The 23,008-nt window shown below is 67.1% G+C and carries 18 protein-coding genes; 16 read left to right on the forward strand and 2 right to left on the reverse strand.

Annotated features, from left to right (window positions below):
* Positions 1 to 637: 637 nt before the first annotated feature.
* Together dnaE and pncA are read left to right on the forward strand one after the other, a co-directional pair.
* Complete coding sequence (dnaE, locus tag OCUBac02_RS13325) at positions 638 to 4,111, forward strand: DNA polymerase III subunit alpha (RefSeq protein WP_173046211.1); 3,474 nt, start codon at positions 638 to 640, stop codon at positions 4,109 to 4,111.
* Positions 4,112 to 4,371: 260 nt separating this feature from the next.
* Entirely contained in the window at positions 4,372 to 4,998 is a 627-nt protein-coding gene (gene pncA, locus OCUBac02_RS13330; protein ID WP_173046213.1) for a bifunctional nicotinamidase/pyrazinamidase, read from the forward strand.
* 13 nt (positions 4,999 to 5,011) lie between these two features.
* On the opposite strand, the gene OCUBac02_RS13335 is transcribed toward pncA, so the two are convergent.
* A complete protein-coding gene (locus OCUBac02_RS13335) occupies positions 5,012 to 6,166 on the reverse strand; it encodes a GGDEF domain-containing protein (protein ID WP_173046215.1) in 1,155 nt (384 codons plus the stop codon).
* A 416-nt stretch (positions 6,167 to 6,582) separates the two neighbouring features.
* On the opposite strand from OCUBac02_RS13335, the gene OCUBac02_RS13340 reads away from it, so the two are divergent.
* From OCUBac02_RS13340 to pyrH, 3 genes are all read left to right on the forward strand, one after another.
* Entirely contained in the window at positions 6,583 to 7,575 is a 993-nt protein-coding gene (locus tag OCUBac02_RS13340) for a 30S ribosomal protein S2 (RefSeq protein WP_047575798.1), read from the forward strand.
* Positions 7,576 to 7,819: 244 nt separating this feature from the next.
* The gene (gene tsf / locus OCUBac02_RS13345) at positions 7,820 to 8,743 is read left to right on the forward strand and encodes a translation elongation factor Ts (RefSeq protein ID WP_173046217.1); all 924 of its coding nucleotides are present in this window, start codon (positions 7,820 to 7,822) and stop codon (positions 8,741 to 8,743) included.
* Positions 8,744 to 8,916: 173 nt separating this feature from the next.
* Positions 8,917 to 9,624, forward strand: a complete 708-nt coding sequence (pyrH, locus tag OCUBac02_RS13350; RefSeq protein ID WP_047575803.1) for a UMP kinase — start codon at positions 8,917 to 8,919, stop codon at positions 9,622 to 9,624.
* 348 nt (positions 9,625 to 9,972) lie between these two features.
* On the opposite strand, the gene OCUBac02_RS13355 is transcribed toward pyrH, so the two are convergent.
* Positions 9,973 to 10,386, reverse strand: a complete 414-nt coding sequence (locus OCUBac02_RS13355; protein ID WP_173046219.1) for a VOC family protein — start codon at positions 10,384 to 10,386, stop codon at positions 9,973 to 9,975.
* Between the two features lie 248 nt (positions 10,387 to 10,634).
* Here OCUBac02_RS13355 and frr point away from each other — a divergent pair, with 248 nt between their 5' ends.
* The 11 genes from frr (at position 10,635) to lpxB (ending at position 22,646) form a co-directional block, all read left to right on the forward strand.
* The gene (gene frr, locus OCUBac02_RS13360) at positions 10,635 to 11,198 is read left to right on the forward strand and encodes a ribosome recycling factor (protein WP_047575806.1); all 564 of its coding nucleotides are present in this window, start codon (positions 10,635 to 10,637) and stop codon (positions 11,196 to 11,198) included.
* A 59-nt stretch (positions 11,199 to 11,257) separates the two neighbouring features.
* A complete protein-coding gene (locus OCUBac02_RS13365; protein WP_173046221.1) occupies positions 11,258 to 12,016 on the forward strand; it encodes an isoprenyl transferase in 759 nt (252 codons plus the stop codon).
* Positions 12,013 to 12,840, forward strand: coding sequence for a phosphatidate cytidylyltransferase (locus OCUBac02_RS13370; protein WP_173046223.1), 828 nt, complete (start codon positions 12,013 to 12,015; stop codon positions 12,838 to 12,840). The genes OCUBac02_RS13365 and OCUBac02_RS13370 overlap by 4 nt, the downstream gene beginning before the upstream one ends.
* A gap of 5 nt (positions 12,841 to 12,845) precedes the next feature.
* Positions 12,846 to 14,027: a 1-deoxy-D-xylulose-5-phosphate reductoisomerase gene (dxr, locus tag OCUBac02_RS13375; RefSeq protein WP_173046225.1), complete on the forward strand. Its 1,182-nt coding sequence runs from the start codon at positions 12,846 to 12,848 to the stop codon at positions 14,025 to 14,027.
* 30 nt (positions 14,028 to 14,057) lie between these two features.
* A complete protein-coding gene (gene rseP / locus OCUBac02_RS13380; protein ID WP_173046227.1) occupies positions 14,058 to 15,206 on the forward strand; it encodes an RIP metalloprotease RseP in 1,149 nt (382 codons plus the stop codon).
* Positions 15,207 to 15,422: 216 nt separating this feature from the next.
* Positions 15,423 to 17,918: an outer membrane protein assembly factor BamA gene (gene bamA, locus OCUBac02_RS13385; protein WP_173046229.1), complete on the forward strand. Its 2,496-nt coding sequence runs from the start codon at positions 15,423 to 15,425 to the stop codon at positions 17,916 to 17,918.
* A gap of 129 nt (positions 17,919 to 18,047) precedes the next feature.
* The gene (gene lpxD / locus OCUBac02_RS13390; RefSeq protein ID WP_173046231.1) at positions 18,048 to 19,109 is read left to right on the forward strand and encodes a UDP-3-O-(3-hydroxymyristoyl)glucosamine N-acyltransferase; all 1,062 of its coding nucleotides are present in this window, start codon (positions 18,048 to 18,050) and stop codon (positions 19,107 to 19,109) included.
* Positions 19,110 to 19,304: 195 nt separating this feature from the next.
* A complete protein-coding gene (fabZ, locus tag OCUBac02_RS13395; protein WP_173046233.1) occupies positions 19,305 to 19,763 on the forward strand; it encodes a 3-hydroxyacyl-ACP dehydratase FabZ in 459 nt (152 codons plus the stop codon).
* 35 nt (positions 19,764 to 19,798) lie between these two features.
* Positions 19,799 to 20,608, forward strand: coding sequence for an acyl-ACP--UDP-N-acetylglucosamine O-acyltransferase (lpxA, locus tag OCUBac02_RS13400; RefSeq protein ID WP_173046235.1), 810 nt, complete (start codon positions 19,799 to 19,801; stop codon positions 20,606 to 20,608).
* A 17-nt stretch (positions 20,609 to 20,625) separates the two neighbouring features.
* On the forward strand, positions 20,626 to 21,474 hold the full coding sequence (locus OCUBac02_RS13405) for an LpxI family protein (protein WP_173046237.1): 849 nt from the start codon (positions 20,626 to 20,628) through the stop codon (positions 21,472 to 21,474).
* Positions 21,474 to 22,646 carry a lipid-A-disaccharide synthase gene (gene lpxB / locus OCUBac02_RS13410; protein WP_173046239.1) on the forward strand — a complete coding sequence of 391 codons (1,173 nt, stop codon included), beginning with the start codon at positions 21,474 to 21,476 and terminating at the stop codon, positions 22,644 to 22,646. The genes OCUBac02_RS13405 and lpxB overlap by 1 nt, the downstream gene beginning before the upstream one ends.
* Positions 22,647 to 23,008 lie beyond the last annotated feature (362 nt).

Here is a 23,008-nt window from a genome sequence, read left to right on the forward strand (position 1 = left end):
GGGGCTTCGCGCAGCGAAGAACACGGAACCCACGACCGGGTGAGCCGCCTCCAACCGAACACCTGATGCCCCACCAAGTCGTAGATTCCGGGTTCGCGCCTGCGGGGCGCCCCGGAATGACAAAGGGGGCTTCTGATCGGGAACGCGCCGCGTCATGCTCGCCCTCGTGGCGAGCATCCACGCCTTGAACACCGCTATAGCGAAACGAAGACGTGGATGGTCGGGACACGCCCGACCATGACGGATGGGGCGTATCCCAAAGCGGCGAGACTCATCGCCAAGTCCTGCATCAGAACGTTGGTAGGATTTCGTTAACCGCTGCGCCGGGTTCGCATCGCAGGCTTCCCTATCGACATTGACGAGAACAAAAAGTGAACTAAACTGAACCTATCGCGAACACAGGAGGTTTTCATGACTGCAGCGCGTAAATTCGCCGCCGGGCTCGCCGAGATCGCCTCGCTCGGAGTCTTCCTCGGCATGATCTGGCTCTGGGCTGCCATCCTCTCCGGCCCGCATGTCTGAGGACGGCAGGAGCCATCCACAGATGGCCGCCTGAGCCCTCGACGACGGCCCCGCCCAGGACGCATAAGAAGGGCCGGGTGCGGACGAGTCGCCTGCGCGGCGACAGGAGCAGGACATGAGCAGGGAAACTGGCGAGGCGCGCGTTCTCCAGGAGATCGGCTTCGTCCACCTGCATGTCCATTCGAGCTATTCGCTGCTCGAAGGCGCGATGACAATCGCGACGCTCGCCAAGATGGCCGCCGCCGACGGCCAGCCGGCATTGGCGCTGACCGATACCGACAATCTCTTCGGCGGCCTCGAATTCTCCGAGAAGCTCGCGGGCTCGGGCCTGCAGCCGATCGTCGGCGTGCAGCTCTCCGTCGATTTCGCCGATGAGGGCGAGGGCAGTCGCAAGCCGGCACAGCTCCAGCGTCTGCCGCATATCGTGCTGCTCGCCATGGACGAGGGTGGCTACGGCAATTTGATGAAGCTCGTCAGCGAGGCAGCTTTGGCCACGGGCGGGTCCGGCCAGCCGGTCACCACGATCGAGCGCCTCGCCGCCTTTAACGGCGGCCTGATCGCGCTGACCGGGGGGCAGGGCGGGCCGATCGACGTTGCGCTCCGCCTCGGCCAGCTCCCGCAGGCGCAGTCGCGCCTGGCGACGCTCGCCGGCATCTATGGCGACCGGCTCTATGTCGAGATCCAGCGCCATGGCGGCGATGGCGAGGCGGCCCGCGAGGCTCATCTCCTGCGCCTCGCCTATGATGCCGATCTGCCGATCGTCGCCACCAACGAGCCCTTCTTCGCCAAGCCCGCCGATTTCGACGCGCATGACGCGCTGCTGGCGGTGGCGGAAGGGCGCCTCGTTTCGGATGGCACGCGCCGCCGCGTCTCGCCCGAGCATTATTTCGCCTCGCGCGCCGAGATGAAGAAGCGCTTCGCCGATCTGCCGGAGGCGCTGGCGAACACCGTCGAGATCGCAATGCGCTGCCACTGGCGCGTCTCGACCCGCAAGCCGATCCTGCCCCGCTTCGGCGAGGAGGGGCGCGATGAGGCGGACGAGCTTCAGGAGCAGGCCCGCGCCGGCCTTGCCGCGCGCTTGGCCAAGCATGGCCCGGCCGAAGGTTTCAGCGTCGAGGATTACGAGAAGCGGCTCGAATTCGAGCTCTCGATCATCACGCGGATGAAGTTCCCGGGCTACTTCCTGATCGTTTCGGACTTCATCAAATGGGCAAAGAACCACGACATTCCGGTCGGGCCGGGCCGCGGCTCGGGCGCGGGCTCGCTGGTCGCCTATGCGCTGACCATCACCGACGTCGATCCGCTGCGCTTCGGCCTGCTCTTCGAGCGCTTCCTAAACCCTGACCGCGTCTCGATGCCCGATTTCGACATCGACTTCTGCCAGAACCGGCGTGAAGAGGTGATCGAGTACGTGAAGCACCATTACGGGCAGGAGCGCGTCGCCCAGATCATCACCTTCGGCACGCTGCTCGCGCGCGGCGTGCTGCGCGATGTCGGCCGCGTGCTCGAAATGCCCTATGGCCAGGTCGACAAGCTGACCAAGCTCGTGCCGCAGAACCCGGCCAAGCCGATCTCGCTGAAGGATGCGATCGAGGGCGAGCCCAAGCTGCAGCAGGCCGCCGAGGAGGAGCCGATCGTCGCGCGCCTGCTTGAAATCGGCCAGAAGCTGGAAGGCCTTCACCGCCATGCTTCGACCCACGCCGCAGGCGTGGTGATCGGCGACCGGCCGCTCGAGCAGCTCGTCGCGCTCTCGGTCGATCCGCGCACCGGCATGCGCGTCACCCAGTTCAACATGAAATGGGTCGAGCAGGCCGGCCTCGTGAAGTTCGACTTCCTCGGCCTGAAGACGCTGACCACGCTCACGACCGCGGTGAAGCTCATCGCCCAGCGCGACATCCATATCGATCTCGCGCAACTGCCCTTCGACGACCCGACCACCTACGCCATGCTGGCACGCGGCGAGACGGTCGGCGTGTTCCAGGTGGAATCGGTCGGCATGCGCAAGGCGCTGGTCGAGATGAAGGCCGATCGGATCGAGGACCTGATCGCGCTGGTCGCGCTCTACCGGCCGGGCCCGATGGACAACATCCCGACCTATTGCCGCCGCAAGCTCGGTCTGGAGGACCCGACCTATCTCCATCCCGGCATGGAGCCCTATCTGCGCGAGACCCACGGCATCATCGTCTACCAGGAACAGGTGATGCAGGTGGCGCAGGCGCTCTCGGGCTATTCGCTCGGCGAAGCGGACCTGCTGCGCCGCGCCATGGGCAAGAAGATCAAGGCGGAGATGGACGCCCAGCGCGACCGCTTCGTGAAGGGTGCGGTGGATGGCGGCATCAAGAAGGACATCGCCTCCGAGATCTTCGACCTGCTGGCGAAGTTCGCCGATTACGGCTTCAACAAGAGCCACGCGGCGGCCTATGCCATCGTCGCCTTCCAGACCGCCTATCTGAAGGCGAACTTTCCCGTAGAGTTCCTGGCGGCGTCGATGACGCTCGACATGGGCAATACAGACAAGCTCTCGGAGTTCCGCCGCGATGCCGAGCGGCTCGGCATCAAGGTCGAGCGGCCGGCGATCAACCAGTCCGGCGTCGAGTTCGACGTGGCCGACGGCAAGATTTTCTACGCACTCGGCGCCATCAAGGGCGTCGGGCGGGCGGCGGTGGAATCGCTGGTGGCGGCGCGGCAAGCCGCCGGCCCGTTCCGCGACCTCGCCGATCTCGCGCGGCGCATCGACACCCGGCTCGTCAATCGCCGCACGCTGGAGGCGCTGATCGCGGCCGGCGCGCTCGACGAGCTGGAGGCGGATCGCGCCCGCGCGGTCGCGGCGCTCGACGGCATGCTCGCGCTTTCCAACCGCACCCGCGACGAGGCGGCGGCCGGCCAGTTCGACCTGCTCGGCGGCGGCGTGGTGCAGGAGGCCTTCCGCATCCCGCAGGTCGAGCCCTGGGCCCCGGCCGAGAAGCTCAAGCGCGAGCACGAGGCGGTCGGATTCTTCCTCTCCGGCCACCCGCTCGACGATTACGAGCATGTGCTGAAGCGGCTGCGCGTGCAGCGCTATGCCGATTTCGCCCAGACCGTGCGCGCCAACGGCACCGGGGTCGGCAAGGTCGCGGTTTCCGTCATCGACAAGTCGGAGCGGCGCACCAAGTCCGGCTCCAAGATGGGCATCGTCAACCTGTCGGACCCGAGCGGCCAGTTCGAGGCCGTGCTGTTCTCGGAAGGGCTGATGAAGCTGCGCGACCTGCTCGAGCCGGGCAGGGCGCTGGTACTGCGTCTCTCGGCGGTGCTCGACGGCGAAGAGGTGCGACCGCGCATCGAGGATGCCGAGGAACTCGATGGGCTCGCGGCGCGCCAGAAGCAGGATCTCGTCGTCTATCTCCGCGACGACAAGGCGGTGGCCTCGGTCGCCGAGCGCATCCGCCCGCGCGAGGCGATGCGCGCCGAGGGCAAGGTCTCGATCATCATGATCATCGACGATGGCGCGCAGGAGGTCGAGATCGAACTGCCCGGCAAATTCCCGGTCAACCAGCAGATCGCCAATGCCGTGCGGGCCGCGCCCGGCGTGGTCGATGTCCGGCTGCAATAGCTATCCAGATTAGGCGCGGGGAACCCTCTCCCATAGGGAGAGGGCAGGGTGAGGGGTAGGCCGCTCACCGCTTTTGCTGTGAGGTGGTCGCTGTGCAGCCGTGGGGTTGGCGCCTCACTGGCCGGGGGGCCTACACCTCACCCCTGCCCCTCTCCTTACAGGAGAGGGGTTCCCCGCGCCTTGTTTCTCCAGCAGGGTGCTCCCGGATAGGAGCCCTGCGGTTGACACGTGGAGTTCATTCCGTGAGCAGGAATGCACCAATGGCCGACGACCGGACCGTCCTGCTCGTCGTCGATGTCCAGAACGATTTCTGTCCGGGCGGCAGCCTCGCGGTGCCGGATGGCGATGCGGTGGTGCCGGTCATCAATGCGCTCGGGCGCCGCTTCCGCCATGTCGTGCTGACGCAGGACTGGCATCCGGCCGGACATGCCTCCTTCGCCTCCAGCCATCCCGGCAGGGCACCGTTCGAGACGGTCGAGCTGGCCTATGGCCAGCAGGTGCTCTGGCCGGACCATTGCGTGCAGGGCACGGCCGGCGCCGCCTTCCATGGCGGGCTCGACCTGCCCCATGCGCAGGCGGCGATCCGCAAGGGCTATCGCAGCGGCATCGACAGCTATTCCGGCTTCGTCGAGGCCGATCGCCGGACGCGGACGGGTTTGGAGGGTTATCTGCGCGAGCGCGGCATCGCTAAGGTCGTCGTCGCCGGCCTCGCCACGGATTTCTGCGTGGGCTGGACGGCGCAGGATGCCGCCCGTGCCGGTTTCGAGACGCTGGTGGTCGAGGACGCCTGCCGCGCGATCGATCTCGACGGCTCGCTTGACCGGGCCTGGGCCGAGATGGCGGCAGCCGGGATCAAGCGCGTTCGCGCGGCCACCTTGACGCTCTGAGGCCGAGCCCGGCTCAGGCCGCCGGCTTGAGCTGCGCCTGGACCCGGTCGCGCCCGAGCCGCTTGGCGCGATAGAGCGCCTCGTCGGCCTCGACGAGGAGATCGTCGAGCTCGCGCCCGCCGAGCGCGACCTCGGCCACGCCGATGCTGAGCGTCGGCTGCAGGCCGATTTCGGCGAGATCGGCGAGCTTGTCGCGGAAGGCGCCGCGAAGGCGCTCGGCCACCCGCACCGCTTCCCGGACGCCGACATCGGGAAGGATGATCGCGAACTCGTCGCCGCCCTGCCGCGCCAGGATGTCGGTGCTGCGCAACTGTTCCTGCACGGCGCTGGCGAAGAGGCGCAGGATTCGGTCGCCGGTCGCATGGCCGAGCGTGTCGTTGAGCTTCTTGAAATGATCGATATCGACGAGCAGGAGCGCGGCGCGCTGCTCTCCACGCGACTGTCGCGCCAGCCATTGCTCCAGGCCGGAGCGGTTCATCGCCCCGGTCAGCGGGTCGCGCCGGGCGAGCGTTGCCAGGATACGGTTGCTGCGCTCGGCCGCGAGCAGCAGCAGGGCCTGGCCTCTCAGGATGACGAAGGCGACACCGGTCGCGGCGAGCCAGCCCGTCGCGCCCGAATCGGCCGGGAACAAGGTCGTGCCGACCTGGTCCAGCGCCGCCAGCGTGATGCGCCCGGCATAGATGAGCACCGTCGGCGAGAACAAGGCGGCGAGCAGCCAGGCCGAGCGCAGCTTTTCCTGCCGCCCGAGCCGGACGGCCTCGCGCACGATGGCCGCGTCGCAGAGCGCCATGACCGTCGCCACGACCATGACGCGGGTCGAATAGCCTTCCGCTCCGGGCGACAGCGCGAGCAGGATCCAGATGCCGAGGAGGACAACGCCGAATCCGAACCAGTTGAGCTCGCGCCCGGCGAAATTGCGGATGCCGAAGAGCAGCAGCAGGCAGCCCGCCAGCATGATGGTATTGGCGAACTCGATCGAGACGATATCGGGAATCGCGCCGCGGAATCCGGCGCCGAGCAGCCCCGCCCCGATGCACAGGCTGCTGACGCCCCACCAGACCGGGCTGCGCGTGAAGCGGCCGGTGGCGAAGGTCATCAATTGCAGGACGCCGATGATGAAACAGGTCAGCGCACCGGTGACGAAGATCGTTCTCAGGTCGAGGGTCACGCCGAATCCGATCTCCGGCCTCGGCCTTTTCCGGAGGGGCTTGGGCGTTCGGACTGGCCGCTCCTGTCGGGCGAGCGACGGTCGGCCGCCGGGAATCTGGGCATGCGTGACGACATGATGGCCGAGGATAACCCCGGCGACCTTTTACAACTCGTTGATGGTCGACGATGTGGCTGCTTCGAGGGAAGCCCCGTACCCCGGTCGAGGAGCGAATGCAGGTTCCGTGCAGGGCGCATCGTGACGGGCGCCGGCTTTTCTCGGTCCCGCCGGCTTGCAATAAGGCGCCATCCCCTGTAAGGCGCAGCCCATCCCACATGGAGCGTATCGCCTCGCCTTGCCGAGGCGTTCCGGTGACGTGGCAGCCCATGCCCTGTTCATTCGCGCTCCAGAGGCTCAACCGGAAGGACTAGAACACCATGGCTCTGCCTGATCTCTCCATGCGCCAGCTCCTCGAGGCCGGCGCCCATTTCGGCCACCAGGCCCATCGCTGGAACCCCAAGATGTCCCCGTACATCTTCGGTACCCGCAACAACATCCACATCCTCGACCTGTCGCAGTCGGTGCCGATGCTGCACCGCGCCCTGCAGGCCGTGTCGGACACCGTCGCCCGCGGCGGCCGCGTCCTCTTCGTCGGCACCAAGCGCCAGGCGCAGGACGCCATCGCCGATGCCGCCAAGCGCTCGGCCCAGTACTATGTCAACTCCCGCTGGCTCGGCGGCATGCTGACCAACTGGAAGACGATCTCCGCCTCGATCCAGCGCCTGCGCAAGGTCGACGAGCTGCTCAACGGCGGCGGCACCGGCCTGACCAAGAAGGAGCGCCTGATGCTGTCGCGTGAGCGCGACAAGCTCGAGAAGGCTCTGGGTGGCATCAAGGACATGGGCGGCACGCCGGACATGATCTTCGTGATCGACACCAACAAGGAGCAGCTCGCGATCAAGGAGGCTCAGCGCCTCGGCATCCCGGTCGCCGCGATCGTCGACTCGAACTCGGATCCGGACGGCATCACCTTCCCGGTCCCGGCCAATGACGACGCCGGCCGCGCCATCCAGCTCTACTGCGACCTGATCGCCCGCTCGGCGATCGACGGCATCGGCCGCGCCTCGGGCGACCAGGGCATCGATGTCGGCGCCGCCGAGGCGCCGGTCGTCGAGGAGGCTCTCGAGACCGCTTCCGGTGCTTTCGAGGCGCTGACCGCTCCGCGCGGCGCTCCGGACGACCTGACCAAGCTCTCGGGCATGGGCCCGGACGCGGTCCAGAAGCTGAACGACGGCGGCATCTACCACTTCTGGCAGATCGCGGCGATGACCCCGGCCGACGTGACCAGGATCGACCACGACTTGAAGCTCGGCGGCAAGATCGAGCGCGAGGGCTGGGTCGCCCAGGCTCGCGATCTCGCCGACGCGTAATTCGGTTGGCGATTGCGGCGCGTCATCGGCGCGTCGCAATCAGGTTCTCGATTGACGCCGGCTTTTGGAGCATCGGCCCGAAATGTGGCCCGCGGTATTCGGGCAAAGCCGATGCAAGATCAGAGCTAGTGGTGCGCCGACGGCCGGAAACGGAGCGTCGGCGTTTCCCCATGCAGGCGTCCGAATATTCCGATCCGCGGCCGGCCCTCGGGCTCGCGCCGCACCGACAGCAAGGACAAGACAGATGGCAGCGATCACCGCCGCGATGGTGAAGGAACTCCGCGACAAGACCGGCGCGGGCATGATGGACTGCAAGACCGCCCTCTCGGCGACCGACGGCAACATGGAAGCCGCCGTCGACTGGCTGCGTGCCAAGGGCCTGTCGAAGGCCGCCAAGAAGGCCGGCCGCGTCGCCGCCGAGGGTCTCGTCGCCGTCGCCGTGCAGGGCAATGAGGGCGTCGTCGTCGAGGTCAATTCCGAGACCGACTTCGTCGCGCGCAACCCGGAATTCCAGGCGCTCGCCAAGACCATCGCCGATGTCGCGCTGGAGCGCGGCGGCGACGTCGAGGCGCTGCTCGGCCATCACTATCCGGGCGGCGGCTCGGTGCAGGACGCCATCGCCAACGCCATCGCCACGATCGGCGAGAACATGACGCTGCGCCGCGTCGCCTCGCTCAAGGTCTCCTCGGGCGTGATCGGCTCCTATGTCCACGGCGCGATCGCCGACGGCCTCGGCAAGATCGGCGTCATCGTCGCGCTCGAGTCGACCGGCAAGGCCGATGAGCTCGCCACGCTCGGCCGCCAGCTCGCCATGCATGTCGCGGCGACCAACCCGGTCGCGCTCGACCTCGCTTCGGTCGCCCCCGACGTCCTGGAGCGCGAGAAGGCGATCCTGGCCGAGAAGAACGCCGGCAAGCCCGAGCACGTTCTCGCCAAGATCACCGAAAGCGGCCTGAAGAGCTACGCCAAGGAATATTGCCTGCTCGAGCAGGCCTATATCCATGACGGCTCGAAGTCGGTCGCGCAGGTCCTCAAGGAGATCGAGGGCAAGGTCGGCGCTCCCGTCAAGCTCACCGGCTTCGCCCGCTATGCCCTCGGCGAGGGCATCGAGAAGGAGGAGCAGGATTTCGCGGCCGAGGTCGCCGCCGCCGGCGGCACCACGGGCTGACAAGCTCCGCCAAAGCATTTTCGAGCGAAGTGGATACCGGTTCGCGTGAAGAAAATGCGATAAGACAAAGTGCTCATCAGGTGACAGAAAGGCCGCGCATCGCGCGGCCTTTTTTGTAGGAAGACAGGGCGGCGTTCGAATCGCGGCCACCCCAACACGACGGAGAGACATCGATGAGACCCCAACGCGTTCTCGTGAAGCTCTCCGGTGAAGCCCTTGCCGGTCCCGTCGGTAACGGTCTCGACGGCGGCACGCTGACGGCGCTCGCCGCCGATATCGCCCATGCCTCGCGCGAGGGCGTCGAGATCGGCATCGTCGTCGGCGGCGGCAACTTCTTCCGCGGCGTCCAGGGCCTGAACAAGGGTCTCGACCGCACCACCGCCGATTCGATCGGCATGCTCGGCACGGTGATGAACGCGCTCGCACTGGAGCATTCGATCGAGGCGGCCGGCGCTCCCGCGCGCGCCATGTCGGCGGTGCCGATGCCGTCGCTCTGCGAGAGCTATGCCCGCAAGCGCGCGCTCGACCATCTCAGCAACGGCAAGGTCGTCATCCTCGGCGGCGGCACCGGCAACCCGTATTTCACGACCGATACCGGTGCGGCCCTGCGCGCGGCCGAACTGGGCTGCAGCCATCTCCTCAAGGCGACGCAGGTCGACGGCGTCTACAGCGCCGACCCGAAGAAGGACCCGACCGCGACCCGCTACGACACGCTGACCCATGAGGATGCGATCAAACGCGACCTCAAGGTGATGGACACCGCCGCCTTCGCGCTCGCCCGCGACGCCAGCCTGACCATCGTCGTCTTCTCGATCGCCGAGCCCGGCATGCTGGCGGCGGTGCTGCGCGGCGAGGGCAGGGCGACCTACGTCACGCCCTGAGGCGGTAGCCACGTTGGGTATAGATGGCAGCGCTCGACTCAGTTCATCGCAGAGCTCCGACGAGAAGAATGCTTGCGGGAGCGTTTCCGGCCGGAATCACCATTGTCATTCCGGGGCTCCGCGCAGCGAAGAACCCGGAACCCACGACTGGGTGAGACATCTTGTGCCGGATTGCAGGCGATCCACCCAGTCGTGGGTTCCGGGTTCATGCCTGCGGCATGCCCCGTAATGACAGTCGTACAGCTCCGACCGGAAGGGATTGATCGTAGAGCGCAGGCGCTTTTCGATGGATCTCGGGTCGGCGCTGCTACGCAGTTTTCCGGGATGACGTTGGAAATCGGCGGAGGCTTAATAGGTCTTCCACAGGCCGGGCGTCGCCAGCTCCAGCAGATGCCCGTCAGGATCGCGAAAATACAGGCTCGTGCTGCCGCGCTCCCACTGCATTCGACCCTCCACGGCGATGCCGAACTCTTCCAGCCTGGTCTCCCAGGCCGGAAGCTCTTCGGCATCGATCGCGAAGGCGATGTGCAGCGGCCCGCTGCCGTCATGCGGCGGGATCGTGCCGCCGGTCGAGGCTTGCGTCTGCAGCGAGGCGCCACGCTGGAACAGCAGCAGCACGTTCGCTCCCCCGACATCATAGGCGAAGAGCGTCTTCGTCTTGAGCAGCGGCGCGAGGCCGAGTTTGTCCTCGTAGAACATGCTGGCGCGGTCGAGATCGTCGACATAGAGCGCGGTCTCGACGATGCGGTTGAGGTGAGGCACGGTTTTCTCCACGGTTCCCTGGCGGACGACGCTGGCCGGCAAGCGGGCCGGCCTCTAGGATGAAATAGGCATCCTTGGGCTCCGGAGCAGCGGATTGGACTGCTTCCCGGTCATGATCCGCCCGCATCGACGCTTTTCCCTTGCTCATCGCGGGGGAAAATGCTGTTCGAGGATGTCAATCTTGACCCTGCGCGGCCTCGCCGCCATGGTCTCGCCGATTTTGAACTACCTGCAAGGTCCCGATTGAAATGGCCCAGACGACGTTCGACCTCGCCGACATCAAGCGCCGCATGGCCGGTGCGGTGCAGTCCTTCAAGGGCGATCTCGCCTCGCTGCGCTCCGGCCGCGCCTCCGCCAACATGCTCGACCCGATCATGGTCGAGGCCTATGGTGCCCGCACCCCGCTGAGCCAGCTCGCCACGGTCTCCGTGCCGGAGCCGCGCCTGCTCAGCGTGCAGGTCTGGGACCGCTCGATGGTCAACGCCGTCGACAAGGCCGTGCGCGAATCCGATCTCGGCCTCAACCCGCAGACAGAAGGCCAGGTCCTGCGCATCCGCATCCCCGAGCTGAACGAGCAGCGCCGCAAGGAGATGGTCAAGGTCGCGCATAAATATGCCGAGGAGGCCAAGGTCGCCGTGCGCCATGTCCGTCGCGACGGCATCGACGTCGTCAAGAAGCTCGAGAAGGACGGCGACATGACCAAGGACGACGCCGCCCGCAATTCCGACCTCGTCCAGAAGGCGACCGACCAGCACATCGCCGAGATCGACCAGGCGCTTGCAGCGAAGGAAAAGGAAATCCTGCACGTCTGATGTCCCGCGCGGGCGATCTCCCGCGCTCCTTCGGCCGAAGCCGAGCGAGGCTTATCCGCATGTCATCCGGTCCGCGCGACGCAGACGTGTCCAACCCGGCCCATGTCGCCATCATCATGGACGGCAACGGGCGCTGGGCGCAGATGCGCGGGCTGCCGCGGCAGGAGGGCCATCGCCGCGGGCTGGAGGCGCTGCGGCGTACCGTGCGCAATGCCAGCGATCTCGGCATCCGGTACCTGACGCTCTACTCGTTCTCGACCGAGAACTGGCGCCGTCCCTACGCGGAAGTCTCCTTCCTAATGGGGCTGCTCAAGCATTTCGTCGAGAAGGACCTCGCCGAGCTCTCGGCCGCCAATGTCCGGGTGCGCATCATCGGCAGCCGGGACGATCTGGCGGCCGATCTGCGCCGGCTCGTCGAGCACGCCGAAGCCAGCACCCGCGACAATACCGGGCTCGTGCTGGTCATCGCCTTCAATTACGGCTCGCGTGACGAGATCATTCGCGCGACGCGACGGCTGGCGGCCGATGCCGTGGCGGGACGGATCGATCCGGCCGCGATCGACGAGGCCGCGATCGCAGGCCGGCTCGACACCCACGACATTCCCGATCCCGAACTGGTCATCCGAACCTCGGGCGAGACCCGCATCTCGAACTTCCTGCTCTGGCAGGCGGCCTATGCGGAGTTCATTTTCGCGCCGGTGATGTGGCCCGATTTCGACCGCGCCGCCTTCGAGGACGCGCTCGCCCAGTACCGCCAGCGCGAGCGCCGCTTCGGTGGCTTGTCCACGCCCTCCGACCGCAGCGTGGGCGTCGCGTGAATGCGCCCAGTCCTCCGGGAACGCCCGCAGGCTCCGAGCTGAGGCTCAGGGTCATCTCGGCGCTGGTTCTCGGCGTGCTGATCCTGCTGGTCACGCTCTGGGGCGGCTGGCCCTTCCGCCTCGTCTGGATTCTGGTCGCCGGCCTCGTCGCCTACGAGTGGCTCGCGATCATCGGCCGCGGCAATGCGGTTCCCGCCGGCATCGGCGTGGTCGTGGCCGGCCTCGCGCTGGCCTTCTATCCGGCAAGCCCGGCCGCGCTCGCGGGCACCGCCTCCGCCGCTGCCCTTCTCGGCGCGCTCGCGACGCCTTTCGTGCGCTCGCGCCTGGCGCTGGAACTCTGCGGCGTGGCCTATGCGCTGGCCTTCGCGCTGGTCACGCCGGCATTGCGCGATCTTCCGGGTGTCGGTCTTGCGCTGATCCTGTGGAGCTTCGCCGTCGTCTGGCTCACCGATATCGGCGCCTATTTCACCGGCCGCAGGCTCGGCGGGCCCAAGCTGATGCCGGCGGTCAGCCCGAAGAAGACCTGGTCGGGCGCGATCGGCGGCGCGGTCGCCGGCATGATCGGTGGCTATCTCGTCTGGCGGCTGGTGCCGGCGCTGCAGGGCATGAGCGCGGCCGGGCCGGTGATCGCCGCCTCGCTCGCAGGCTCGATCGTCAGCCAGGCCGGCGACCTGTTCGAATCCGCGCTGAAGCGCCGGTTCGACGCCAAGGATTCGAGCAAGCTCATCCCCGGTCATGGCGGCTTCCTCGACCGGCTCGACGGCTATTGGGCGGTTCTGGTGCTCGCCGGCTTCGCGCTCTTCGCCCTGCATCTCAACGTCTGATCCCGATGTCCGTGCGCAGCGTCACGCTTCTGGGAGCGACGGGCTCCGTCGGGCGCTCGGTCCGCGATGTCGTCGCCGAGAATCCCGATCGCCTCGCGATCGCCAGCGTCGTCGGCGGCCGGGACGCGCAGGCGCTGGCGCGAACCGCGATCGAGACCGGCGCGTCCTTCGCCGCTCTTGCGGACGCCGCCGGCGGCGAGGCGTTGAGACAGGCGCTGTCGGGCACCGGAATCGCCAGCGGGGCAGGGCGCTCGGCCGTGCTGGAAGCGGTCGACCGTCCCGCCGATGTCGTCGTCAGCGCGATCTCGGGCGCGGCCGGGCTGGAGGCGACCTTCGCCGCGCTCCAGCCGGGGCGCACGATCGCGCTCGCCAACAAGGAAAGCCTGGTCTGCGCCGGCGCCGCCGTGATGGCGCGCGTGGCAGAGGCCGGCGCCCGGCTGCTGCCGCTCGATTCCGAGCACAACGCATTGTTCCAGGTTCTCGGGGCCGAGCCGCTTTCCTCGGTCCGCAGCATGACGCTGACCGCCTCAGGCGGACCGTTCCGGACCTGGAGCGCCGAGCGCATCGCGGCGGCGACGCCCGGCCAGGCGCTGAAGCACCCGAACTATGCGATGGGCGCCAAGATCACGATCGACTCCGCCAGCATGATGAACAAGGGACTTGAGCTGATCGAGGCCCGCTTCCTGTTCGATCTGCGGCCGGACCAGCTCGACGTGCTCGTCCATCCCCAGCAGATCGTCCACGGTCTCGTCACCTTCCGCGACGGCTCGGTCAGCGCCGGCATGGCGGTGCCGGACATGCGGGTCGCGGCGGCGCATTGCCTCGGCATCGACAACCGCCTCGACGCGCCGCCTTCGCGCTTCCTCGATCTGGCGCTGGCGGCACCGCTCTCCTTCGAGCGGCCCGATCTCGTCCGCTTTCCGGCGCTCGCACTCGCGATGAGCGCCTTGCGCGAAGGCGGCGCGATGCCGGCCGTGCTCAACGCCGCCAACGAGGTCGCCGTCGCCGCCTTTCTGGAGGGCCGGCTCCGCTTTCCCGATATCGCCGCATTGGTGGAGGCGGTCTGCGCGGCTTCGACGACGGGGTCCAAGGCTCCGGATGACGTCGCCGCGGCTCTCGCCGTTGACCAAGATTCGCGAAGGCGGGCTGCCTCGCTCTTGTCGCAAGCTCGGTTCACTGTCACCTAAAGGCCGACAGGGGCCCTGGGGGTAAGTTTCATGGAATTCGCAGCGTCGCTCTGGAATGCCGGACACTTCGTGCTCGGTTATCTGCTGCCGTTCCTGTTCGTCCTGACCGTCGTCGTCTTCTTCCACGAGCTCGGACATTTCCTGGTCGGCCGCTGGTGCGGGGTCGACGTCAAGACCTTCTCGATCGGCTTCGGTCGCGAGATCTTCGGCTTCAACGACCGGCACGGCACGCGCTGGCGCTTCGCGCTGATTCCACTCGGCGGCTACGTCAAGTTTTCCGGCGATGCCGACGCCGCCAGCGCGCCCGACGATGCGGCTGTCGGCCGCATGTCGGCGCAGGAGCGCGCGCGCTCCTTCCCGGCGCAGTCGCTCGGCGAGCGGGCGGCGATCGTCGCTGCCGGCCCGATCGCGAATTTCCTACTGGCGATCCTGATCTTCGCCGGCTCGGCCTTCTTCTTCGGCAAGCAGGTGCTGATACCGCGCGTCGATGCCGTCGTCGCCGGGAGCGCCGCGGAGAAGGCGGGCCTGAAGGCGGGCGACATCGTGATCGCCATCGACGGTCAGAAGGTCGCCAGCTTCTCCGACATGCAGCGCATCGTCTCGATCCGACCCGAGGAGCGCCTCGAGGTCTCGATCGAACGCGCCGGCGGCACGGTGACGCTTCCGGTGACCCCGACGCTCACCGAAATCAAGACCCAGCTCGGCACGCAGCGGATCGGCGTGATCGGCGTCAGGGCTTCGCCGCGCCCGGAAGATTGGAAGACGCAACGATTCGGACTGCTGGATTCCGCCAAGGCCGGTCTGGTCGAGACCTGGTTCGTGGTGACCCGGACCTATGATTACGTCGCCAAGCTGGTGACGGGGCGCGAATCCACCGACCAGCTCTCAGGCCCGATTCGGATCGCCCAGGTTTCCGGCGTGGTCGCCTCGAATGGCGGTTTTCTCGGGCTGATCAACCTCGCCGCCATCCTCTCGGTCTCGATCGGCCTGATGAATCTGGTGCCGGTTCCGATGCTCGATGGCGGACATCTGCTGTTCTATCTCTACGAGGCCCTGCGCGGCCGGCCGCTGAGCCCGCGGGCGCAGGAAATCGGCTTCCGGGTGGGGCTCGCGCTCGTGCTGATGCTGATGCTGTTCGTGACCTGGAACGACATCGTTCATGTCCGGGGAATGCTGTAAAACCGCTTTCGCGCGCATGGTTTGCGGCGGAAAAACGGCATGCTGCGTGGCCCTCCGGCAACGAGATTTCTAAAAACGCTTTATTAACGATGATCGCGGTTTGCACCCTGCCGGAAACTTTGTAGAAGCGATTGAACCGCAATGTCCCCGTGCCGCCGTTGGTTGATGGCGGTCCCCGTTTGGGGTGGTGACCAGAGAGATGGAATAGGCGACCCGATGACGTCGACCCAAAAGAGCCGGACCAGGATGCGGCTCTCTCGATCGATCGGACTTTCGGCTTTGATGCTGGCCGTGAGTGGTGGTGTGGCTTTCGCGCAGGCCGTGGTCGTCCACGGCAATCGGCGGGTCGATGCGGAGACGATCCGCTCCTACGCCGTCGGTCGCGAGAACCCCCAGGAAATCCGCGAGAGCCTGCTGGCGACCGGCCTGTTCAGCAGCGTGCAGGTCAGCCGGCGCGGTTCCCAGGTCGTCGTGTCGGTCCAGGAGCAGGGCGGCACGGTCAATCGCGTCGCCTTCGAGGGCAACCGCAAGCTGAAGAGCGAGCAGCTTTCGCAGATCGTGCAGTCGCGTGCCGGCGGCCCGGTCAGCCAGGCCCTGATCAATTCCGATGCCGAGCGCCTGCGCGAGGCATATCGCCGGGCCGGCTACGGCCTGTCTTCGGTGAGCGGCCGCGTGGCTCCGCTGCCGAACGGTCGCCAGGATATCGTCTTCACCGTCAACGAGAGCGGCAAGACCGGCATCAAGTCGATCAACTTCACAGGAAACCAGGCCTATTCGGCCGGGCGCCTGCGCGGTCTGATGGCCTCGACGGAATCGAATTTCCTGAGCTGGATCAAGACCTCGGACGTCTATGATCCCGACCGGATCAACTCGGATCTCGATCTCATCCGCCGCTTCTACCTGAAGAACGGCTATGCCGATTTCCAGGTCGTCAACAGCGGCGCGCGCTTCGACGAGGCGGCCGGCGGCTGGGTCGTCGATATTCAGGTCTCGGAAGGTCCGCAGTACCAGGTCGGTAACGTCTCGGTCGATTCCTCGCTGCGCGATGTCGATGCCGCTGCCCTGCAGCGCTACGTCGCGACCTCCACCGGCGACACTTACAATGCCGAGGCGGTCGAGAAGTCGCTGGTCGCGCTCACCACGGAAGTGGCTCGCCGCGGCCATGCCTTCGCCCAGGTGCGCCCGCGCGGCGATCGCGATGCCGCGGGCCGCATGATCGGCATCACCTATGTCGTCGACGAAGGCCCGCGGGTCTATGTCGAGCGCATCAACGTGCGCGGCAACACCCGTACCCGCGACTATGTCGTGCGTCGCGAGCTCGATCTCGGCGAGGGCGATGCCTACAACAAGGTCATGGTCGATCGTGCCGAGCGTCGCCTGAACAATCTCGGCTTCTTCACCAAGGTCCGCATCACCAACGAGCCGGGCTCGGCGCCGGATCGCGTCGTCGTCAATATCGATGTCGAGGACAAGGCGACCGGCTCCTTCTCGGTCGCGGGCGGTTACTCGACCTCGGACGGCGTCATCGGCGAAATCTCGCTGTCGGAATCGAACTTCCTCGGCCGTGGTCAGTTCGTCCGTATCGCGGGCACGCTCGGCCAGCGGACGCAGGGCATCGATTTCTCGTTCACCGAGCCCTATTTCCTGGGCTATCGCGTGGCGGCGGGTATCGACCTGTTCTCGAAGTACAACGACAACTACAACACCGGCCGCTTCGAGAGCCGCGTGACCGGCGGGCAGGTGCGCTTCACCTTCCCGATCACGGAGGAGTTCTCGGTCACGCCGCGCTACTCGCTCTACACGACCGAGATCGACATCCCGAACGAGATCAGCCGTCCTTATAACGACTGTACCTTCCCGATCGCGGGCATCACGCCGACGGGCGGTGCGGGTGACCTCTACAACTGCGTGACCAACGGCGAGGCGACGGTGGCGGTCAAGGAGGCCCAGGGCACGACCCTGACCTCGCTCGTCGGCCTGAACTTCAACTACAACTCGCTCGACAACGTCCAGAACCCGCGCAACGGCTTCATCGCAGAGCTGAAGCCGGAATTCGCCGGCCTCGGCGGCGACTCGAAGTTCCTGCGCATCTCCGCCGATGCCCGCTATTATCGCGAGATCTTCGACGACGTCGTCGGTTTCCTGCGCGTCCAGGGCGGTCACGTCCAGGCGACCAGCGGCAACCTGCGCATGGTCGATCACTACTTCCTCGGCCCGTCGCTGGTGCGTGGCTTCGCGCCCTCCGGCATCGGCCCGCGCGACGTGCTGAACGATCCGACGGCGAACGCGGTGGGCGGTACGACCTATTTCGGCGGCACCGTCGAATTGCAGTTCCCGCTCTTCGGTCTGCCGCGCGATCTCGGCCTGCGCGGTGCGGTCTTCGCCGATGCCGGCACGCTGTTCCACTATGACGGCGGCTCGAAGTCGGTGGCCTTTGCCTGCCCGGCCGGTTCGGAGGCACGCCAGTACAACGTCATCACCGGTGGCGCCCAGTCGAATATCGGCTGTATCCGCGACAAGAACATCCTGCGCTCGTCGGTGGGCGTGAGCCTGCTCTGGCAGTCGCCGCTCGGCCCGATCCGGTTCGACTACGCCTACGCGTTGACCAAGGATGACGGCCAGATCGGCATCAATCCGCAGACCGGTATCGTCGGCAAGTATGGCGGCGACCGCCTCCAGGCCTTCCGCTTCTCGGGCGGCACCCGCTTCTGACGTAGCGGGGCTTCGGCATCGACCGGGAAGCGGTTCCAGCTTCCTGGAACAAATCGATGCGATAACAACGACATGGATCGCCATCCTCGCGTCCGGTGGGATGCGCGGCGATCCGCTCCGGACCGGATCATGGCAGAGCCTGTTTTCTTTCCCTTCGCGACCTCGCTGGACTTCGGCGGGGTCGCAAGCATTTCAGGCGCTCTCCTGCCGGATAGCGTTGAAGCGTCCCGCAAGCTCGACGGCATCGCCGCGCTCGAGAATGCGGGCCCGGCCGATCTCGCCTATATGGACAATCCGAAATACACGGAGGCCCTGGCGGCGACCAAGGCGGGCCTGTGTCTCGTCTCGCCGCGTTTCGCCGATCGCGTTCCGGCGGGAACGGTGGCGCTGGTTTCGCCCGCGCCCTATCACGCCTTCGCGAAGGTGATGGCGCATTGCTTTCCGAATGCGCTGAAGCCTGAATCGGTCTTCGCCTCGCAGGGCGTCGCGCCCGGCGCCATCGTCCATGCCACCGCCGTGCTGGAGGCGGGCGTCACCGTCGATCCGGGCGCGGTGGTAGGGCCGGGCGCCGAGATCGGGGCCGGAACCGTGGTGGCCTCGCATGCGGTCATCGGCCCGCAGGTCCGGATCGGCCGCAACTGCTCGATCGGGGCGGGCAGCACGATCCAGGCCTCGCTGATCGGCAACCGCGTCATCGTCCATCCCGGCGCGCGGATCGGGCAGGACGGCTTCGGCTTCGCGATGAGCCCCAAGGGGCACATGAAGGTGCCGCAGGTCGGCCGCGTCATCATCCAGGACGATGTCGAGATCGGCGCCAACAGCACGATCGACCGCGGCGCCAGCCGCGACACGGTGATCGGCGAGGGCACCAAGATCGATAACCTCGTCCAGATCGGCCATAACTGCGTGATCGGGCGCCATTGCGTGATCTGCGCGCAGACCGGTCTCGCTGGCTCCTCGACGCTCGAGGATTTCGTCGTGCTCGGCGGGCAGGTCGGGCTCGCCGGACATCTCACCATCGGCGTCGGAGCCCAGATCGCGGCGCAGAGCGGCGTCGCCGGCGACGTCCCGCGCGGCGCGCGCTATGGCGGCTATCCGGCCCAGCCGGCGCTCGGCTGGGCGCGCGAGACGGCGCTCCTCAAGACCCTGGTCGCCAATCGCGGCAAGAAGCCGGACGCATCGCAGGGCTGAAACAGGCGCTCCACCGTCGTTGGATGGGGCTTTCTGCCGCGAAAGCTGAGAATCTTGTTGCCGAACCCGCTTCGTTTCCGGCAAAGCGGCGGAAGGCTTTGAAATCGTGGCCGGTTGCAGGAGCATTGCCTGTTTCCGGCCGCAGACGTGAATGCAAGGCGCGGCCCGGCGAAGGCACGCGGGAGAAGACAGACCATGAGCGAGGCGACGACGGCGCTGGGTGTGATCGACATCCAGAGGATCATGGCCAGCATTCCGCACCGGTACCCGTTCCTGCTGGTCGATCGGGTCGTCGAGATCGACGGTGACGCCTCCGGCGTCGGCATCAAGAACGTCACCGCCAATGAGCCCCAGTTCACCGGCCATTTTCCGGAGCGGCCGGTGTTCCCGGGCGTTCTGATGATCGAAGCGATGGCGCAGACGGCCGGCGTCCTGGTCGTGAACGCCAGCGAATTCGGCGACAAGCAGGTCAAGACCGTGCTCTTCACCACGATCGACAAGGCGAAGTTCCGCAAGCCGGTCACGCCGGGCGACCAGATCCGCTTCCACCTCACCAAGCTCGCCCGCAAGCGCAACATCTTCTTCTATCGCGGCGAGGCGCGGGTCGATGGCGCGCTCGTGGCCGAAGCTGAAATTTCGGCGATGGTCGTTTGAGCGTCGGGTCGGTTCAGGATCAGGGCAGCGTCTCGATGAGCGTCACCATTCATCCCATGTCGCTCGTCGACCCGAAGGCCCGGCTCGGTGCCGGCGTCCGCATCGGGCCGTTCTGCGAGGTCGGCCCCGATGTCGTGCTCGGCGAGGGCGTCGAGCTCGTCAGCCATGCCGTCGTCGCCGGCCGCACCACGATCGGTGCCCGCACGCGCATCTTCCCCTTCGCTTCGATCGGTCATCAGCCGCAGGACCTCAAATATCGCGGCGAGCCTTCGACCTTGTCGGTTGGCGAGGATTGCATCATCCGCGAGGGCGTGACGATGAATCCCGGCACCGAGGGCGGCGGGATGGAGACCGTCGTCGGCAATCGCTGCGCTTTCCTGGCGAATTCGCATGTCGGGCACGATTCCCGCATCGGCGACAACGTCATCTTCTCGAACAACGCGATGTGCGCCGGCCATGTCAGGATCGGCAATTTCGTCATCGTCGGAGGCGGCGCCGGCCTGCTGCAGTTCATCCGGATCGGCGACCACGCCTTCATCGGCGGCGGCGCCGGGGTAACGAGCGACGTCATTCCCTTCGGCCTCGTTCGCGACAATCCGGCCCATCTCGCCGGGCTCAACCTGGTCGGGTTGAAGCGGCGCGATTTCAGCCGCGAGCAGATCAACGAATTGCGCCGCGCCTACCGCCTGCTCTTTGCCGACGAAGGCACGCTGGCGGAGCGCGTCGAGGACGTCGCGACGGAGTTCTCGAAGCAGCCGCTGATCGAAGAAATCCTGAACTTCATCCGGGAAGGCGGCGGCAAGCCGCTCTGCACGCCGCGGGAAGCCACCGCAGCGGAGCGGTGAGCACCGAGGCGCCAGGAGTGGTCTCCGCGGCTCGCGGCCCGCTCGCGATGATCGCGGGGAGCGGCGACTATCCCCTCCAGCTCGCCCGCATCGTGACCGGCCATGGCGAGCGTCCCTATATCGCGGCGCTCGACGGCGCCGCCGATCCGGAAGCCTTCGGTGAAGGCGCCGATATCAAGCGCTACCGTCTCGGCCAGCTCGGCAGCCTGCTCGACGAGCTGCGCCGGCGCGGCATCGCCGATATCGTCATGCTGGGCGCCTTGCCGCGGCCGAGCTTCGGCTCGCTGCGCCCGGAAGTCTCGACGCTGAAATACCTGCCGCATTTCGCCAAGGCCTTTCAGGGCGGCGACGACCATCTGCTGCGCGGCGTCGTCCGCTTTTTCGAGATGCAGGGTTTCCGCGTCCATGGACCGGCGGATATCGCGCCCGAAATGACAGCGCCGCAGGGCGCTCTAGGTCGCAAGCAGGCCAACCCCGAACAGCGCGCCGAGCTTGAACGCGGCTTCGCCTTGCTGGCGACCCTGTCCCCCTTCGATGTCGGTCAGGCAGCGATCCTCGCCGACCACCGCGTCGTCGCGATCGAAGCCGCCGAAGGCACGGATGCGATGATCCGGCGGGTCGCCGATCTGGTCGCACGCGGACGCCTCAAGATCGGCAAGGACGACGGCTTCCTGGTGAAGGTACCCAAGACCGGGCAGGACCTGCGCGTCGACATGCCCGCCATCGGGCCGGATACCTTACGCAACATTGCCGAGGCCGGGCTTTCCGGCATCGGCGTCCGGGCCGGGCAGGTGCTGGTCGGCGACCGGGCCGCGCTGGGCCGGCAGGCGGATCAACTCGGCCTCTTCGTCGAAGGCTTCCCCTGATGCGGCCGTTCCGCCTGGCCATTATCGCGGGTGAAGCCTCGGGCGATGCGCTGGCCTTGCGCTTCCTCTCAGCGCTGCGCGAGCGCTTGGGCGACCGCCCGATCGAGCTCTGCGGTGTCGGCGATCACGGCTTGCCCGAAGCCGGCTTGAAGCCGCTCTTCCCCCAGGCCGACATCGCCGTGATGGGCTTCGGCCCGGTGATCGCGCGCCTGCCCTTGCTGCTGCGACGGATGGAGGACGCGGCGCGCGGCATTGCGGCTTTCGAACCGGATCTGCTGCTGACGATCGACAGCCCGGATTTCTGCCTGCGCGCCGCCAAGAAGGTGAGGGCACGCGCGCCCTCGATCCCGATCGTGCACTGGGTCTGCCCCAGTGTCTGGGCCTGGCGCTCCGGCCGGGCACGGCGGATGGCGCCGCATGTCGATCGCATCCTCGCGCTGCTACCCTTCGAGCCCGCCGCGCTCGCGCGCCTGCACGGCCCCGAGACCGTCTATGTCGGCCATCCGCTGATGGAGCGGCTGGCCGAGATGCGCCCCGATGCGGAAGAGCAGGCTCGCCGCGACGATGCCGAGCGGCCAACCATCCTCATCCTCCCCGGCAGCCGGCGCTCCGAGATCCATCACCTGATGCCGGTCTTCGGCGAGGCGGTGGCGAAGGTCGCCGCGGCCGTGCCGGGAGCGCATTTGGTCCTGCCGGCCGTGCAGCGGTTGCAGCCGATGATCGCCGAGGCAACGGCGCAGTGGTCCGTCAAGCCGGAGATCGTGACCGGCGACGTGGCCAAGCTCGCTGCCTTCCGGAGTGCCCGCGCCGCATTGGCGGCCTCCGGCACCGTGACGCTGGAACTCGCCCTGTCGCAGGTCCCGACCGTCGCCGCCTATCGCGGCGCGAACTGGGAAGCCTTCCTGGCCCGACGCCTCGTCAAGCTGCCGAGCGTGATTCTGCCCAACCTGATCCTTGGCCGCAGCGTCGTTCCGGAATTCATCCAGGAAGAGGCGACGGCGGAGGCCTTGAGCAGCCATCTCCTCGCCGCGATGGCCGAGGGCGGCAAGCGCCGGGAGCAGCTCGACGGTTTCGCCGAGGTCGAGACGATCATGCGCTCGGCCGGGCCGAGCCCCGCGGCCAATGCGGTCGAGGCGGCGCTGGCTATCTTGCCGGCCGGGCAGGTCGGTTAAGCGCGATCTTGGGAACCTCTGCCCTCATCCTGAGGAGCGGCGTGAGTGGCGTCTCGAAATATGGTCCAGTGGGCATCCGAGCCTCCTGGAGCATCCTTCGAGACGCCATTCCCAAGTGAATTGGCTCCTCAGGATGAGGGCTCAGGGCGTTGCCCCCGATTATCGCGGCTTCGATCCAAACGCTTGTCATTCCGGGGCGCGCCGCAGGCGCGAACCCGGAACCCACGACCGGGTGAGACATTCTGGTCCGGGTGCAGCCCGCTCGCCCAGTCGTAGGTTCCGGGTTCTTCGCTTGCGCGAAGCCCGGAATGACAAATGTGGTTGCTTCCTGGACAGCGACCGCCTCGGCGACGGCAGCCCCT

It is taken from the genome of Bosea sp. ANAM02 (genome assembly GCF_011764485.1).
Lineage (GTDB): Bacteria > Pseudomonadota > Alphaproteobacteria > Rhizobiales > Beijerinckiaceae > Allobosea.